Raw genomic sequence first — 13,726 nt, forward strand, 5'->3', positions numbered from 1 at the left:
TCTGTAATAATTTGCATCAATTGGTTACATTTATAACCCCTGCGTATCAATCCCTGCGAGTCCGCCATGGCCATCAACTTCGACCTCAACGACCTGCAAGCCTTTCGCGCGGTGGTCGAGCAGGGCAGTTTTCGCAAGGCCGCCGACACCGTGCGGCTGTCGCAACCAGCCCTGAGCCGGCGCATCGAGAAGCTCGAAGACGCGCTCGGGGTAAAACTGTTCGAACGCACCACTCGCAAAGTCAGCCTGACTCAGGCCGGACGCGGGTTTCTGCCCAGCGTCGAGCGTTTGCTGGATGATCTGGATGTTGCGCTGCTCGGCATCAGCGAAGTCGCCTCGACCCGATTGGGCCACGTCACCGTCGCCTGCGTGCCGTCTGCGGCCTACTTCTTCATGCCGCGCGTGGTCGCCCGCTATCACCAGCAATTTCCGCGGATCAAGGTCAAAGTCCTCGACTCCAGCGCCCACGATGTCCTTACCGCCGTGGTCAACGGCGAGGCGGATTTCGGATTGAGTTTTATGGGCACGCAGGATGCCAAAGTCGATTTCGAACCGCTTGTGCAGGAGTGCTACGTGGTCGCTTGTCGCCGCGATCACCCGTTGGCCGGGCGCAGCAGCGTGACGTGGGATGAGTTTTATCAGCAGGATTACATCTCGCTGGACAAGACCTCGGGCAATCGCTTTTTGCTCGATCAAGCGTTGAGCCGTGTGGTGCCGCAGCGTCAAAGTATCTGCGAGACCCTGCATGTGACGACGATGATTGGTTTGGTGGAGGCCGGGTTGGGCGTGGCGGCGGTGCCGTTGATGGCGATGCCGGGGCCGGATCATCCGATTCTGACGCGAGTGCCGCTGACCGATCCGCAGGTGATGCGCAGTGTCGGCATCATCAAGCGCCGGGATCGTACGTTGACCCCGGCGGCACTGGAACTGGAGCGGCTGGTGGTGGAAATGAAAGTCTTGCCGCCAGAAGTCAGCGCTTGACCGAATCCAGCCCGGTCGCTTGCACGTCAGCCTGGGCGGCGGGCGCGGCGAGATAAGCGAGCAAGGCTTTCGCTTCGGCTGGATGCTCTGCGTTCACCGGAATACCGGCAGCAAAACGCGTCACCGACTGCACCGATTCCGGAATCTTCGCGACAAAACTCACCCCCGGCACCGGCAGCAATTCGCTGACTTGCTGAAAGCCCAGTTGGTAGTCGCCGGTGGCCACCACCGAACCCACCGGGACTTTCGGGATCATCTTCGCTTTCGGTTTCAGTTGATCTTCGATGCCGAGTTTCTTGAACAACTGCTGCTCGATGTACACGCCGCTAGCGCTGTCGGAGTAAGCCACCGACTGTGCGTCGAGCAGGGTTTTCTTCAGGTTGTCGACGTTGCTGATGTCCGGTTTCGCCGCGCCTTCGCGCACCACCAGGCCGATCCGCGAATCCGCCAGTTCAACGCGGGAAGCCGGGTCGACCTTGCCTTGTTTGATCAAGTCATCGAGGGCATAGCCGACCATGATCACCACGTCGGCGTGTTCACCGCGCGCGAGGCGATTGGGGATCGCTTCCGGTGCCTTGCCCATCGACGGGCCGAGTTGGGTGTCGAGGGTGTTGCCGGTGGCGGCAGCGAATTTCGGGCCGAGGATTTTGTAGGCAGCGGTGAAGCCCCCCGACGTCATCACGTTCAGTTGTTCGGCGTGTGCCAGAGCGCTGAACGCGAAGAGGGCGAGGGCGGTGAGGTTGAAGAGTTTTTTCATGGTCATTATTCCTTATGCGGCAACCGGTTGCAGACGGCCGCCCGCGCGGCGATAGAGGTACAGCGTCGCGCACAATGCGCACAGCGCGCCGATGCTCATCCAGTAACCCGGCGCAGCTTTGTCGCCGGTGTACTGAATCAGGAAGGTCGACATGGCCGGGGTGAAACCGCCAAAAATCGCGGTCGCCAGGCTATACGCCAGAGAGAAACCGGCCACACGCACTTCGACCGGCATGATCTCGGTCAGCGCCGGAATCATCGCGCCGTTGTACATGCCGTAGATAAACGACAGCCACAACAGCGACAGCAACATGTGGCTGAAGCTTGGCGCCTGCACCAGATACGACAGCGCCGGATAAGTCGTAGCCAGTGCCAGCAGCGACATCGCGATCAGCACCGGGCGACGGCCGATGCGATCCGACAACATGCCGCCGACTGGCAGCCAGAAAAAGTTCGAAACGCCGACCAGCAAAGTCACCAGCAGCGCATCCGAGGTACTCAGGTGCAGCACGGTTTTGCCGAACGTCGGCGCATAAACGGTGATCAGGTAAAACGCGGTGGTGGTCAGGGCGACCATCAACATCCCGCCGAGCACCACCACCCAGTTCTGGCCAAGGGTGCGGAACACTTCGCCCATTTTTGGACGGTGTTTGCGCGCGGCGAACTCTTCGGTTTCCGCCAGATTACGACGCAACAGAAAGATGAACGGCACGATCATGCAACCGACGAAAAACGGAATGCGCCAGCCCCAATCGGCAATCACGTCCGGCGCCATCCACGCGTTCAGCGCGAAGCCCAACGCGGCGGCAACGATGATCGCCACTTGCTGACTGGCCGACTGCCACGCGGTGAAAAAGCCCTTGCGGCCCGGCGTAGCGATTTCGGACAAATACACCGAAACCCCGCCCAATTCCGCACCGGCGGAGAAGCCTTGTAACAGACGCCCGATCAGCACCAGCGCCGGCGCAAACAGGCCGATGGTTTCGTATCCGGGCACCAACACAATCAATATCGTGCCGCTGGCCATGATCGACAACGTGACGATCAAACCCTTACGGCGACCGACGTCATCGATGTACGCACCGAGCACGATTGCCCCCAGCGGACGCATCAAAAAGCCTGCGCCGAACACCGCGAAGGTCATCATCAGGGACGCGAATTCACTGCTCGCCGGGAAGAACACCGACGCGATTTGTGTGGCATAGAAGCCGAACAGAAAGAAGTCGAACTGTTCGAGGAAGTTGCCCGAGGTCACCCGGAAAATGGCGCCGGCCCGCGAGCCGCCGTGAGGGATTGTGGCTGTCATAGCAAAGTACTCCACCGCTTTTATGACGTGCGCCACGGAGAGTCTGCGCACGGATGTTATTGGGGCGGATGGTGGCGCAGGTGTAACAATATGTTAATTGCATTGTTGGCATGCATTGATGTGTAAAGCGGATCAATACGCCAGCAAACGCTTTTGTACGAGCCGAGCTTGCTCGCGAAAGCGGTAGATCAGTTGATGAAGAGGTTGGCCGTGCCGACGCCTTCGCGAGCAAGCTCGGCTCCTACAGATTTTGTGGTGTTCACGAAATTCGTAGACACCTGAAAATCTTGTAGGAGCAGAGCTTGCTCGCGAAGGCGGCATGACCGGCGACTACAATTTCCCGGCCAGCCATAGCAAAAACACGGAATGATTCCCGCGCCCCGCAGTCGGAGTTCAGGTATCACACATCAATAGAGGTTCACCGATGAACAGCAAAACCCTAATCGCCAGCCTGGCCCTCGTCGCCGGCATTGCCGGGATCAGTCCACTTGTTCAAGCGGCGCAAACCTCAAGCGATCCCTCCGTTCAATCCCCGGTCAGCGACCGCGAATTGAAGGTCAACGACCGCGCCCCGGATATCTATCAACGCAGCGAAAAAGCCATCGACTGGAAAGCCAAAGGCCTGAAAAAACCGGTTGAGCAGGCGCAATGGGTGCAGATCAATGATCAGTACGTCATGGTGATGATTACCAACGGGACGATTGTCGAGATGAAACCGGTTCCGCGTTAAGTCCGGATTCAAAAGCCCTGCGCATGCACTCGCGCAGGGCTTTCCCCGCCCAACCGATACTGATTATTCCCACTGCGCTTAGCCTCATACATCGCCAGATCGGCAATGTGCAGCAGCCGATCCATCGCCGTCGCATGATCCGGAAACACCGCCACCCCAAGGCTGGTGCCGATGTGGCGTTGGTCGTTGCCGATGCTGATCGGTGGCGACAGTTCGATGAAAATTTTCTGACAGATGCTGCGGGCTTCGTCCTGCAGGTTGAGGCTGGGTGACAGGCCCTGCAGGATGACCACGAATTCGTCACCGCCAATCCGCGCGACGGTGTCGGTGCTGCGCAGGATGCGTTTCAGGCGGGTGGCGGTGGTGATCAAAACGCGGTCGCCGGCGGCATGGCCGTAGTGGTCGTTGATGTTTTTGAAACCGTTGAGGTCGACGAACACCAACGCGACGCGGGTTTCAGTTTGTCGCGCCTGATCCAGTGCTTCGGACAGCCGTTGCTCCAGCACCAGACGATTGGGCAAACCGGTCAGCGGATCGAAGTGGGCGAGGTGCTGGAGGTAACTGGCCGAGGCCTTTTCTTCAGTGATGTCGCGCACCACGCCCATCATTTTGATCACCGCATCATGGTCGTTGCGCACCACGTTGCCGGTCTCGCGCAGCCAGCGAATCGTGCCGTCGGGCCAGACCACGCGGTATTCCTCGTCATGGTTTTCCCCGGTTTCCAGGCAACGCAACTCACCGTCGCGCACCCGCACGCGGTCATCCGGGTGTACGCAGGAGCAGAAGAGGGCGTAGGACGGGGTGATGTCACCGATCTTGAAACCGAACATGCCGTAGATGGCGTCCGACCAGTACAACCGATCGGTATCGACCTCCCAATCCCAAGTGCCAATGCGCGCGAAATATTGGCTACGTTTAAAGCGCTCGGCATCGCCGTCTTGATGAATGTACTGGCCATCGGCTGCGCGGGTCAGCAGCTCTCGGTACTCGGCGAGTTGCCGACGCAATTCACGTTCGCGCCAGAACAGCACGGCAATCACGGCCAGCAAAATCACGCCAACGGCGAGGCCGATCCAGAGCTGGGTCATTGGGGCGCTGCCGGCATGGCGAATCGATCCGTGAAGTAGTGGCGGTTGGCTATCTTAATTCGTCATCACTCGATTCGGATACAGCGTTGATCTGCGTGTTCGGGTTGCCAACAGCCAGCAATTCTGGGAAAACGGCGGCCTGCTGAACAATAGAGCGAATGTTATGAATGATGAACTGCAGGTAATCGATCTTCAGGTAGGCGAGGGCAAAGCCGCAGTCAAAGGCGCGCTGATCACCACCCAATACACAGGCTGGCTGGAAGACGGCAGCGAGTTCGATTCTTCCTACAGCCGTGGCAAACCTTTTCAGTGCGTGATTGGCACCGGTCGTGTGATCAAGGGCTGGGATCAAGGGCTGATGGGGATGCAGGTGGGCGGTAAGCGTAAATTGCTGGTGCCGGCGCATTTGGGTTATGGCGAACGGACGATGGGCAAGATTCCGCCGAATTCGAATCTGGTGTTTGAGATTGAGTTGCTGGAGGTTTTAACTCGGGAGGATTGAGGTGGGTGGCTTAGGTGTTTTTATTTGAGCCGTGAACACAAGGAATGCGCCTCTATCATCCAGCGAAGCGTTGCCCTCACTGGATGATGTTGAGGTTATCCAAAAAGCCTGCGCATTCTAACTTTGCGGACTTCTAGCGGTGGTTGGGTTGAAGTGCCTTTAGGCGATAGCTGATATCAGGCCCATTGCAGTGGCGGAGCCAAGGGCAGATATCTACTTCTAATTTCGCAGCGGCGGACAGATTGACCAATGCATCCAGCGAGAACTTGTCGATTTTACCGTTGAGTACATCATTGAGGCGTGGCTGAGTGATGCCCAACCGTTTCGCTGCGTTCTTCTGAGGAAGCTCCCAGGCGCGAATGGTCTCGCAAAGCGTACGCATCAGTTTGGCTCGCCGACGCATATCGGCTGCGTGCTGCGGGGTGTCTTCCAGTGCATCCCAAATACTTGAAAAGCATTGATTGTGGTCTGGATGATCCTTCATGGGTTCATAGCCTGTTTCCTTGGTTTCAGACGGCCTGCTTTTTTGTGGCGAGGGAACTTGCTCCCGCTGGGTTGCGTAGCGACCCTAAAACCATTCGATCCGGGTAATTCAGATACACCGCAGATACCGGTTTTGCGACTGTTTCGCAGCCGAGCGGGACGGTGCGACGATTCGACAAGCTCCCTCGCCACAGTTTTCAGTCTCAGTTTCGGGTGGGCGGTTCGAGGTTGTCGAGGGCGCGGTTGACGGCGAGTTCGCCGAGCATGACGACTTGCTGGATGCCGAGCAGGGTGTTGCGGTAGGGCGTTTCGAGCAGGCCGGCGAAGTCGCTGAGCATGATGCTGGCCGAGGCCATGGATTCGCAGGCGTGGGCTAACAGGGATTCGGTTTCCATGTCCGGCGCGACGATGAACATGGTGCTGGGTTGTCGCTGTGGCGGGACGTGGGGTTTGAGGTAGTGATCGAGGGCGCGTTCGGCGGCGTCGCTCAATTTTGTCGGGTCGAGAGTGGAGTAGGGGGACGTTGGATCGGATTCGGGTATGGCATCCGCTTCTGGCGGATTTGGTGTCGGCTTAATCATTTGCTTAGAGTCTCCAATATTGCCGTCACCCGCATCGCGACTAAACGAACGGGTGGCAGCTATGCGCAGGTTAGTCGACCGGGACTCCAAGCTTTACCGGCGCACCCGAAGGCGCCCTACGCATAGCCACCATTACGCACAGCTATAAAAGCCTGACTGAATGACTGCGTGCGACTTGGAGAAAAACCGAGCGACTAAACCCGATCACTGAACATTCAGTGACGCGAACCAAGTTACCGGCAGCCCCCAAACCGCACAAGCCGGCGGATTCTGGCGTAGTTGTAGGCAAAGGCGCAAGGCGCTGTAGCCTTGTGGATGATGCCGAAATGATGCTGCGTTTTTCCGGGGCTTTCGCGAGCAAGCTTTGCTCCTACAGTTGATCGGCGACGCGCAAATCCTTGTAGGAGCCGAGCTTGCTCGCGAAGGCGGTCTATCAGTCACTCAAGAAACTGAACATCGGCATCCGTCCATTCAGCGAAGGCCGGTAATGCCAGGCCAGTCGCTCCAGATTCACACCGTGATCGAGGATTTCTCTGACAGTCGCACCGGCAATTTCCATCGCCAGCGCTTGCCCGGGACACTGATGCCGTCCGCTGCCGAAACTGAAACTGCGCCGGTTCGGGCGATCCGGCAAAAACTGGTCAGGATGCTCGTTCAACGCCGGATCCCGATTGGCCGAGGCCAACAACAGCAGAATCACATCTCCAGCCTCAACCCGCACCCCATCAATCTCGCAGGACTGCGCCACAAACCGTCGCGTGTTCTGCACTGACGGATCAAAACGCTGCACTTCCGCCAACACCGCTTCCATCGACGCCTCACGCAAATCGGGCCGACTCTTTAGCGCCACCAAAGCATTGCCAATCAACCCGGCAGTGGCTTCATAAGTCTGTGAACACAGCCCGATCAAATTGGCGATCAGCGCTTCTTCATCGCCTTCAAACCGCCGCTGAATTTCCGTCAGCAAAGCGCTGTCCGCCTCAGCCAGCAACTCGATGAAATACCCGCGCAACTGCTCAGCCGCCGCATGCGCCGCCGCCAATTGCAGGTCATTGCTCAACGGCGAGAGACAGGCGACGAAATCCGCCGTCAGCGCACTGATCGCCCGGCCCTGCGCCGGGGTAAAACCAAGCAGCGCCGCGACCACGCAAACAGGCCCGCGAAACATGGCTTTATATAAGCCGTCGGCGTCCACGTTTATTAACCGTGCAGCCACCAATGCGCGAACCTCGGCTTTATTGATCAGCTCAAGCGCAGGCTCGATTGCCGAACGCGGGCAACGCTGACGCTCGCCATCATTCATCCGCATCAACTGGCCGAACACCTTGCCGGCCATGCCATCGGCAATCGCTTTCGGCACGGGTTCCTGTGCAGGACGCACGCGGCAATCGGCATGCGCCAACACCGCGCACACCGCACGGGCGCTGCTGGCGAGCCACAATTTCAGTTCCTGATGAAACACCAAGCCTCCTTGAGCACGCAGCGATGCGTAATAAGGATAGGGATCGGTATGAGTCGCAGCGTTGATCGGATCCATGGTTCGCAGCCTTGTCGTCAGGAAAGTCATGCGAGTATCGTCAGTCCTCAGCGGCGACGATTCGTCCGGGAGCGAAATATGCACGCAGAACATCAAGACATCGGCGTTTCTCAAGTGGCCGCCGCCATCGCGGAACCGGCGCGTACGAAAATGCTCTGCTCGCTGATGGACGGCCACGCCCGCACCCCTACGGAGCTGGCAGCCATCGCCGAGGTCAGCGCCTCCACGGCCAGTGCGCACCTGGCCAGACTCAAGGATCTCGCGCTGGTGCGTCTGCATGTGCAGGGCCGTCATCGTTATTACAGCCTCGCCGACCAGCGTGTCGCCCAGGCGTTGGAAGCCTTGATGGTGATTGGCCAAAGCGCCGCGCCGACGTTCAAACCGCACACGCCGGATCGTCTGCAATTCGCCCGGACTTGCTATGACCATATGGCGGGGACGCTGGCGGTGTTGCTGCATGACCGATTTATCGAGGCCGGATGGCTGGTGGAGACGGACGAGCAGGCGTATCGCTTGAGTGACAGTGGCGCGTCGCTGTTTGAAGGTCTGGGTATCGAGGTTCAGGATTTGAGCACGTTGCGCCGCAAGTTTGCTTGTCCTTGTCTGGACTGGAGCATGCGTCGGCCGCATCTGGGTGGCTCGTTAGGGGCGGCGTTGTTGCAAGCGGCGTTGAGGCGTAAGTGGGTGACGCAGGATCTGGACAGTCGGGCGTTGGCGTTGACGGCCGTAGGGCGCAAGGAAATCAGTGTGCGGTTTGGTGTTGAGGTGGCGATTGACAAAGGCCAGATCAAAAGATCGCAGCCTTCGGCAGCTCCTACAGGAGGTGTGTACACCCGATGAACCCCGATCCCGAATCGACGTAGGAGCTGCGGAACGCTGCGATCTTTTCATCTTCGCTCCAAGCCGACGAGGGGTCGTGCCCAACCTTGTGCCCAAGCTCGCGACGCTATACTGTATATCCAAACAGTAAAGAGCCCGCGCCATGCAAATCATCGACAAGCTGAGCATTCTCGCCGACGCCGCCAAGTACGACGCGTCATGTGCGAGCAGCGGTGCGCCCAAACGCAGCTCCGAGGGCAAGAGTGGCCTGGGCTCGACCGATGGCATGGGCATTTGCCACAGCTACACGCCGGACGGGCGCTGCGTGTCGCTGTTGAAGATTCTGCTGACCAATTTCTGTCTCTACGATTGCCAATACTGCGTCAATCGCCGTTCCAGTGACGTCCCCCGCGCACGTTTCACGCCGGAAGAAGTGGTGGCGCTGACCATGGATTTCTACCGGCGCAACTGTGTCAGTGGGCTGTTTCTCAGTTCCGGAATCATCCGCTCGGCGGACTACACCATGGAGCAACTGGTGCGCGTCGCGAAGCTGCTGCGCGAAGAACATGAATTTCGCGGTTACATCCACCTTAAAACTATCCCTGAAGCCGATCCTGCGCTAATCGAAGAAGCGGGGCGTTACGCCGATCGCCTCAGCGTCAATATCGAACTGCCCACCGACGCCAGCCTGCAGACGTTGGCGCCGGAGAAGGATATCGGTTCGATCAAGCAGGCCATGAACACCATCTACACCGGTGTGCAAACCGTCCTTAACGAACCCCGTTCAGCGAAGTTCGCACCCGCCGGACAAAGCACGCAAATGATCGTCGGCGCCGATGACACCGACGACAGCACAATTTTGCACAGTGCGCAGTCGCTGTACGGCAACTTCCGTTTGCGCCGCGTTTACTATTCGGCATTCAGCCCGATACCCGACAGCCCGAAAAGCGTGCCACTCGCCGCGCCGCCACTGATGCGTGAACACCGTTTGTACCAAGCCGATTTCCTCCTGCGCAGCTACGGTTACAGCGCTGACGAACTGCTCAAGGGCCCGGGCAATCTGGCCTTGGACATCGATCCGAAACTGGCGTGGGCACTGCAGAATCGTGAAGTGTTCCCGCTGGATCTGAACCGTGCCGAAGCGTCTCTGATCTCACGCATCCCCGGCATCGGTCTACGCACCACCGAACGCTTGGTCGAGCTGCGTCGTCAGCGCCGAATCCGCTACGAAGACGTCGCGCGCATGCGCTGCGTGCTGGCCAAGGCCAAGCCGTTCATCATCACCAGCGATTACCACCCACAGCAGGCCGAAGTCACCAGCCATTTGCTCTATCAGCAATTGCGCGACCGGCCGATGCCGCAACAGATGGGGTTGTGGGGATGATCAATCTTGATTGCGACGATCTGTTCGAGACGTGGCGTCAGCAAGCACGTTGGCTGCTGAGCCATGAAATCGATCCAAGTCTGGTGAGTTGGGCGTCGGAAGGGGTGGGAGATCTGTTCGCCAGTGATGATCCAGTTCCAGAGGGTCAGGGGCCGTTTATGGCGAGGATCCCGCGTGCATTGCTCGATACGCTGGAACAAGCGGCGCAATACCGCGGCGATCAACGCTGGAGCCTTTTGTATGAAGTGCTGTGGCGGGTCAGCCATGGCGATCGCACGGCCATGCTTGCCGGAGACAAGCTTGGCAGCGAGCTACAGCGGCGTATCAAACAGGTGCGCCGCGAAGCCCATCACCTGCATGCGTTTGTGCGTTTCATCGAACGCCCGTCAGCCAGCGCTGGCCCGCAATACGTGGCGTGGCACGAACCGGCCCACGACATCCTGCACAGTGCCAGCGAACATTTCATCGGGCGCATGGGCCGCCATCGCTGGCTGATCGCGACGCCGCGTGACGGGGTTTATTACGATGGCGAGCAACTGATTCACCAGCGTCAATGCCCCGTGGAATGGCAGCAACTGGCGCAGAACGTCGATGATCCACATGGTGATCTGTGGTTGACGTATTACAGCCACATCTTCAATCCGGCGCGGTTGAATCCGAAGGTCATGCAGGGACATTTGCCGGTGCGGTTCTGGAAGAATCTGCCGGAGGGCGAGTTGATTCCTGGACTGATTACGCAGGCGCGGATGGGGAAGCAGCAGAACGGGCAGGCGAGTGGGATCGCCAGTCGTGCCGGGAAAAGGATTGCCTTGAAATAGAAGATCAAAAGATCAGGCGATCATGTAGGAGCTGCCGAAGGCTGCGATCTTTTGATCTTTATCACCACAACAAAAAAGCCCCCCACCAATCACTCGGTGGAGGGCGTTCATACATCCAGAGCCGTCAAATCAAACCTTAACGATCCAACCCGCTGGCGCTTCGATGTCGCCGGTCTGTACACCGGTCAGCTCTTTATAAAGCTTCTGGGTTACAGGGCCGACTTCTGTCTCGCTGTGGAAAACATGCAGATGATCGTTGTAGCTGATGCCACCAATCGGCGTGATCACTGCTGCAGTACCGCAAGCGCCGGCTTCTTTGAAGTCCGACAGTTTGTCGATCAGCACGTCGCCTTCAACCACTTCCAGGCCCAGACGCGATTTCGCCAGTTCGATCAGCGACAGGCGGGTGATGCCTGGCAGAACCGACGGCGAGTTCGGGGTGATGAACTTGTTGTCGTGGGTGATCCCGAAGAAGTTGGCCGAACCGACTTCTTCGATCTTGGTGTGGGTCATCGGATCCAGGTAGATCGCGTCAGCGAAGTTGGCTTTCTTGGCTTTCGAGCCCGGCATCAGGCTGGCCGCGTAGTTGCCGCCGACTTTGGCTGCGCCGGTGCCTTGTGGGGCGGCGCGGTCGTAGCTGGAGATCTGGAAGTTGTGCGGGGTCAGGCCGCCCTTGAAGTAGGCGCCGACCGGGATGCAGAAGATCGAGAAGATGAACTCGGGGGCAGTGCGCACGCCGATGTTGTCACCCACGCCGATCACGAACGGGCGCAGGTACAGCGCGCCGCCGGTGCCATAAGGCGGAATGAAGCGCTCGTTGGCACGAACCACTTCCTTACAGGCTTCGATGAACTGCTCGGTATCAACGGTCGGCATCAGCAGACGCGCGCAGCTGCGTTGCATACGCAGGGCGTTCTGATCCGGGCGGAACAGGTTGATCGAGCCGTCCTTGCAACGATAGGCCTTCATGCCTTCGAAGCACTGCTGGCCATAGTGAAGGGCAGTCGAGCCTTCGCTGATGTGCAGCACGTTGTCTTCGGTCAGGGTGCCTTTGTCCCACTCGCCATCGCGAAAGTACGACAGATAGCGCTTGTCGGTCTTGATGTAGTCAAAACCCAGCTTGTCCCAATTGATGCTTTCGTTACCCATGACACCCTCTATCACTGAACAACCGTCGAAACGGTTCAAGGCTTCTGACGTTTTTTGGATGGGCACAACAATACTTCATTCTTGAGCGGTTTCGCAGCCCGGACTATCGGATGACAGACAGATAAATCGCGTTGGCCTCAAGAATTCGCGAGCAGGCTCGCTCCCACAGGGAAACTCATTCCCAATGTGGGAGCGAGCCTGCTCGCGAAGGGGCCTACAGGTGCAACGCATGCCCGAGGGCACGCAACGCCGCTTCCTGCACCGCTTCTCCCAAGGTCGGATGCGCATGGATGGTGCCGCCGATGTCCTCGAGCCGCGCGCCCATTTCCAGGCTTTGCGCAAACGCTGTCGACAACTCGGACACGCCAACGCCCACCGCCTGCCAGCCGACAATCAGATGATTGTCCCGACGAGCGACCACGCGCACGAAGCCGCTTTTCGACTCCAGCGTCATCGCCCGGCCATTCGCCGCGAACGGGAAACTGGAAACGATGCAGTCCAGACCGGCAGCCTTGGCTTCGTCCGGCGTCTTGCCGACCACCACCAATTCCGGATCGGTAAAGCACACCGCAGCAATCGCCGTCGGGCTGAATTCGCGGGTTTTGCCGCTGATCAACTCGGCAACCATTTCGCCCTGCGCCATCGCGCGGTGGGCCAGCATCGGCTCGCCGCTCAAATCGCCAATCGCGTAGACATTGCGCATGCTGGTCTGGCAGCGGCTGTCGATCTTGATCGCCGAGCCGTTCATGTCCAGATTCAGCGCTTCCAGATTCCAGCCTTGGGTATTCGGTTTACGACCGACTGCTACCAGCACCTGATCGGTTTCCAGATTGAGGGTTTCGCCATCAGGATCACGCACCTGCAACGTGCCGTCGAAACCCAGCACGCTGTGTTTCAAGAACAGCTTCACGCCGAGTTGCTTCAGCGCGTCATGCACCGGTTGCGTCAGTTCGGCGTCGTAGGCCGGCAGGATGCGATCCTGAGCCTCAACCACACTGACGTCGGCGCCGAGTTTGCGATAAGCGATGCCCAACTCCAGACCGATGTAACCCCCACCCACCACGACCAGACGTTTCGGCACGGATGTCGGCGCCAGCGCTTCGGTGGAGGAAATGATTTGCCCGCCAATCGGCAGGATCGGCAGATTGACGCTGGTCGAACCGGTGGCCAGCACCAGGTGCTCGCACTGAATGCGCGTGTCGCCGACTTCAACAGTCTTGCCGTCGATGACTTTGGCCCAGCCATTGATGACCTGAACCTTGTTCTTCTTCAGCAACGCCGCAACGCCAGTGGTCAGGCGATCAACGATGCCGTCCTTCCACTCGACACTTTTGCTGATGTCGAGCGTCGGCGCCGAAACGCTGATGCCCAGCGCCGAATGCTGACTGTGATGCCGGGTCTGGTGAAACTGCTCAGCCACATGAATCAACGCTTTCGACGGGATGCAGCCGATGTTCAGGCACGTGCCGCCCAGCGCCTGGCCTTCGACCAGAATCGTCGGAATGCCCAGTTGCCCGGCGCGAATCGCCGTTACATAACCGCCGGGGCCGCCGCCGATGATCAGCAGCGTGGTGTTCAGAGATTGCATGCGC

The 13,726-nt window shown here is 58.9% G+C and carries 14 protein-coding genes; 6 read left to right on the forward strand and 8 right to left on the reverse strand.

Annotated elements, in window-relative coordinates:
• Window positions 1-66: 66 nt before the first annotated feature.
• Window positions 67-981 carry a LysR family transcriptional regulator gene (locus ACP3TY_RS08920; RefSeq protein WP_053121474.1) on the forward strand — a complete coding sequence of 305 codons (915 nt, stop codon included), beginning with the start codon at window positions 67-69 and terminating at the stop codon, window positions 979-981.
• On the opposite strand, the gene ACP3TY_RS08925 is transcribed toward ACP3TY_RS08920, so the two are convergent.
• Both ACP3TY_RS08925 and ACP3TY_RS08930 read right to left on the reverse strand, forming a co-directional pair.
• Window positions 971-1,738 carry a substrate-binding domain-containing protein gene (locus tag ACP3TY_RS08925; protein ID WP_212551500.1) on the reverse strand — a complete coding sequence of 256 codons (768 nt, stop codon included), beginning with the start codon at window positions 1,736-1,738 and terminating at the stop codon, window positions 971-973. The two genes, ACP3TY_RS08920 and ACP3TY_RS08925, sit on opposite strands and share 11 nt — an antisense overlap.
• 12 nt (window positions 1,739-1,750) lie before the next feature.
• Complete coding sequence (locus ACP3TY_RS08930; protein WP_426619756.1) at window positions 1,751-3,043, reverse strand: MFS transporter; 1,293 nt, start codon at window positions 3,041-3,043, stop codon at window positions 1,751-1,753.
• Between the two features lie 424 nt (window positions 3,044-3,467).
• Here ACP3TY_RS08930 and ACP3TY_RS08935 point away from each other — a divergent pair, with 424 nt between their 5' ends.
• Window positions 3,468-3,773, forward strand: coding sequence for an RcnB family protein (locus tag ACP3TY_RS08935; RefSeq protein WP_053121466.1), 306 nt, complete (start codon window positions 3,468-3,470; stop codon window positions 3,771-3,773).
• 8 nt (window positions 3,774-3,781) lie between these two features.
• Here ACP3TY_RS08935 and ACP3TY_RS08940 read toward each other — a convergent pair whose 3' ends face one another.
• Window positions 3,782-4,861: a diguanylate cyclase domain-containing protein gene (locus ACP3TY_RS08940; RefSeq protein WP_426619757.1), complete on the reverse strand. Its 1,080-nt coding sequence runs from the start codon at window positions 4,859-4,861 to the stop codon at window positions 3,782-3,784.
• Between the two features lie 163 nt (window positions 4,862-5,024).
• Here ACP3TY_RS08940 and ACP3TY_RS08945 point away from each other — a divergent pair, with 163 nt between their 5' ends.
• On the forward strand, window positions 5,025-5,363 hold the full coding sequence (locus ACP3TY_RS08945) for an FKBP-type peptidyl-prolyl cis-trans isomerase (RefSeq protein WP_053121462.1): 339 nt from the start codon (window positions 5,025-5,027) through the stop codon (window positions 5,361-5,363).
• Between the two features lie 133 nt (window positions 5,364-5,496).
• Here the strand turns inward: ACP3TY_RS08945 and ACP3TY_RS08950 are convergent, their stop codons facing one another.
• From ACP3TY_RS08950 to ACP3TY_RS08960, 3 genes are all read right to left on the reverse strand, one after another.
• A complete protein-coding gene (locus tag ACP3TY_RS08950) occupies window positions 5,497-5,847 on the reverse strand; it encodes a helix-turn-helix domain-containing protein (protein ID WP_426619758.1) in 351 nt (116 codons plus the stop codon).
• A 202-nt stretch (window positions 5,848-6,049) separates the two neighbouring features.
• On the reverse strand, window positions 6,050-6,427 hold the full coding sequence (locus ACP3TY_RS08955) for a DUF6124 family protein (protein ID WP_426619759.1): 378 nt from the start codon (window positions 6,425-6,427) through the stop codon (window positions 6,050-6,052).
• 433 nt (window positions 6,428-6,860) lie between these two features.
• On the reverse strand, window positions 6,861-7,964 hold the full coding sequence (locus tag ACP3TY_RS08960; protein WP_401237415.1) for a cytochrome P450: 1,104 nt from the start codon (window positions 7,962-7,964) through the stop codon (window positions 6,861-6,863).
• A gap of 78 nt (window positions 7,965-8,042) precedes the next feature.
• Between ACP3TY_RS08960 and ACP3TY_RS08965 the strand changes: the two genes are divergently transcribed.
• The 3 genes from ACP3TY_RS08965 to ACP3TY_RS08975 all read left to right on the forward strand — a co-directional run bounded on the left by ACP3TY_RS08965 (window position 8,043) and on the right by ACP3TY_RS08975 (window position 10,985).
• Complete coding sequence (locus ACP3TY_RS08965) at window positions 8,043-8,804, forward strand: ArsR/SmtB family transcription factor (protein ID WP_426619760.1); 762 nt, start codon at window positions 8,043-8,045, stop codon at window positions 8,802-8,804.
• A 142-nt stretch (window positions 8,805-8,946) separates the two neighbouring features.
• A complete protein-coding gene (locus ACP3TY_RS08970) occupies window positions 8,947-10,167 on the forward strand; it encodes a putative DNA modification/repair radical SAM protein (protein WP_212551534.1) in 1,221 nt (406 codons plus the stop codon).
• A complete protein-coding gene (locus ACP3TY_RS08975; RefSeq protein WP_426619761.1) occupies window positions 10,164-10,985 on the forward strand; it encodes a TIGR03915 family putative DNA repair protein in 822 nt (273 codons plus the stop codon). Before ACP3TY_RS08970 ends, ACP3TY_RS08975 begins: the two co-directional genes overlap by 4 nt.
• Before the next feature lie 129 nt (window positions 10,986-11,114).
• Here the strand turns inward: ACP3TY_RS08975 and ACP3TY_RS08980 are convergent, their stop codons facing one another.
• Both ACP3TY_RS08980 and lpdA read right to left on the reverse strand, forming a co-directional pair.
• Window positions 11,115-12,134, reverse strand: a complete 1,020-nt coding sequence (locus ACP3TY_RS08980; protein WP_053121443.1) for a branched-chain amino acid aminotransferase — start codon at window positions 12,132-12,134, stop codon at window positions 11,115-11,117.
• A gap of 214 nt (window positions 12,135-12,348) precedes the next feature.
• Window positions 12,349-13,722, reverse strand: coding sequence for a dihydrolipoyl dehydrogenase (lpdA, locus tag ACP3TY_RS08985; protein WP_426619762.1), 1,374 nt, complete (start codon window positions 13,720-13,722; stop codon window positions 12,349-12,351).
• Between the last annotated feature and the right edge of the window lie 4 nt (window positions 13,723-13,726).

Origin of the sequence: Pseudomonas rustica, assembly GCF_049959085.1 — a bacterium.
GTDB classification, from domain to species: Bacteria; Pseudomonadota; Gammaproteobacteria; order Pseudomonadales; family Pseudomonadaceae; genus Aquipseudomonas; species Aquipseudomonas rustica.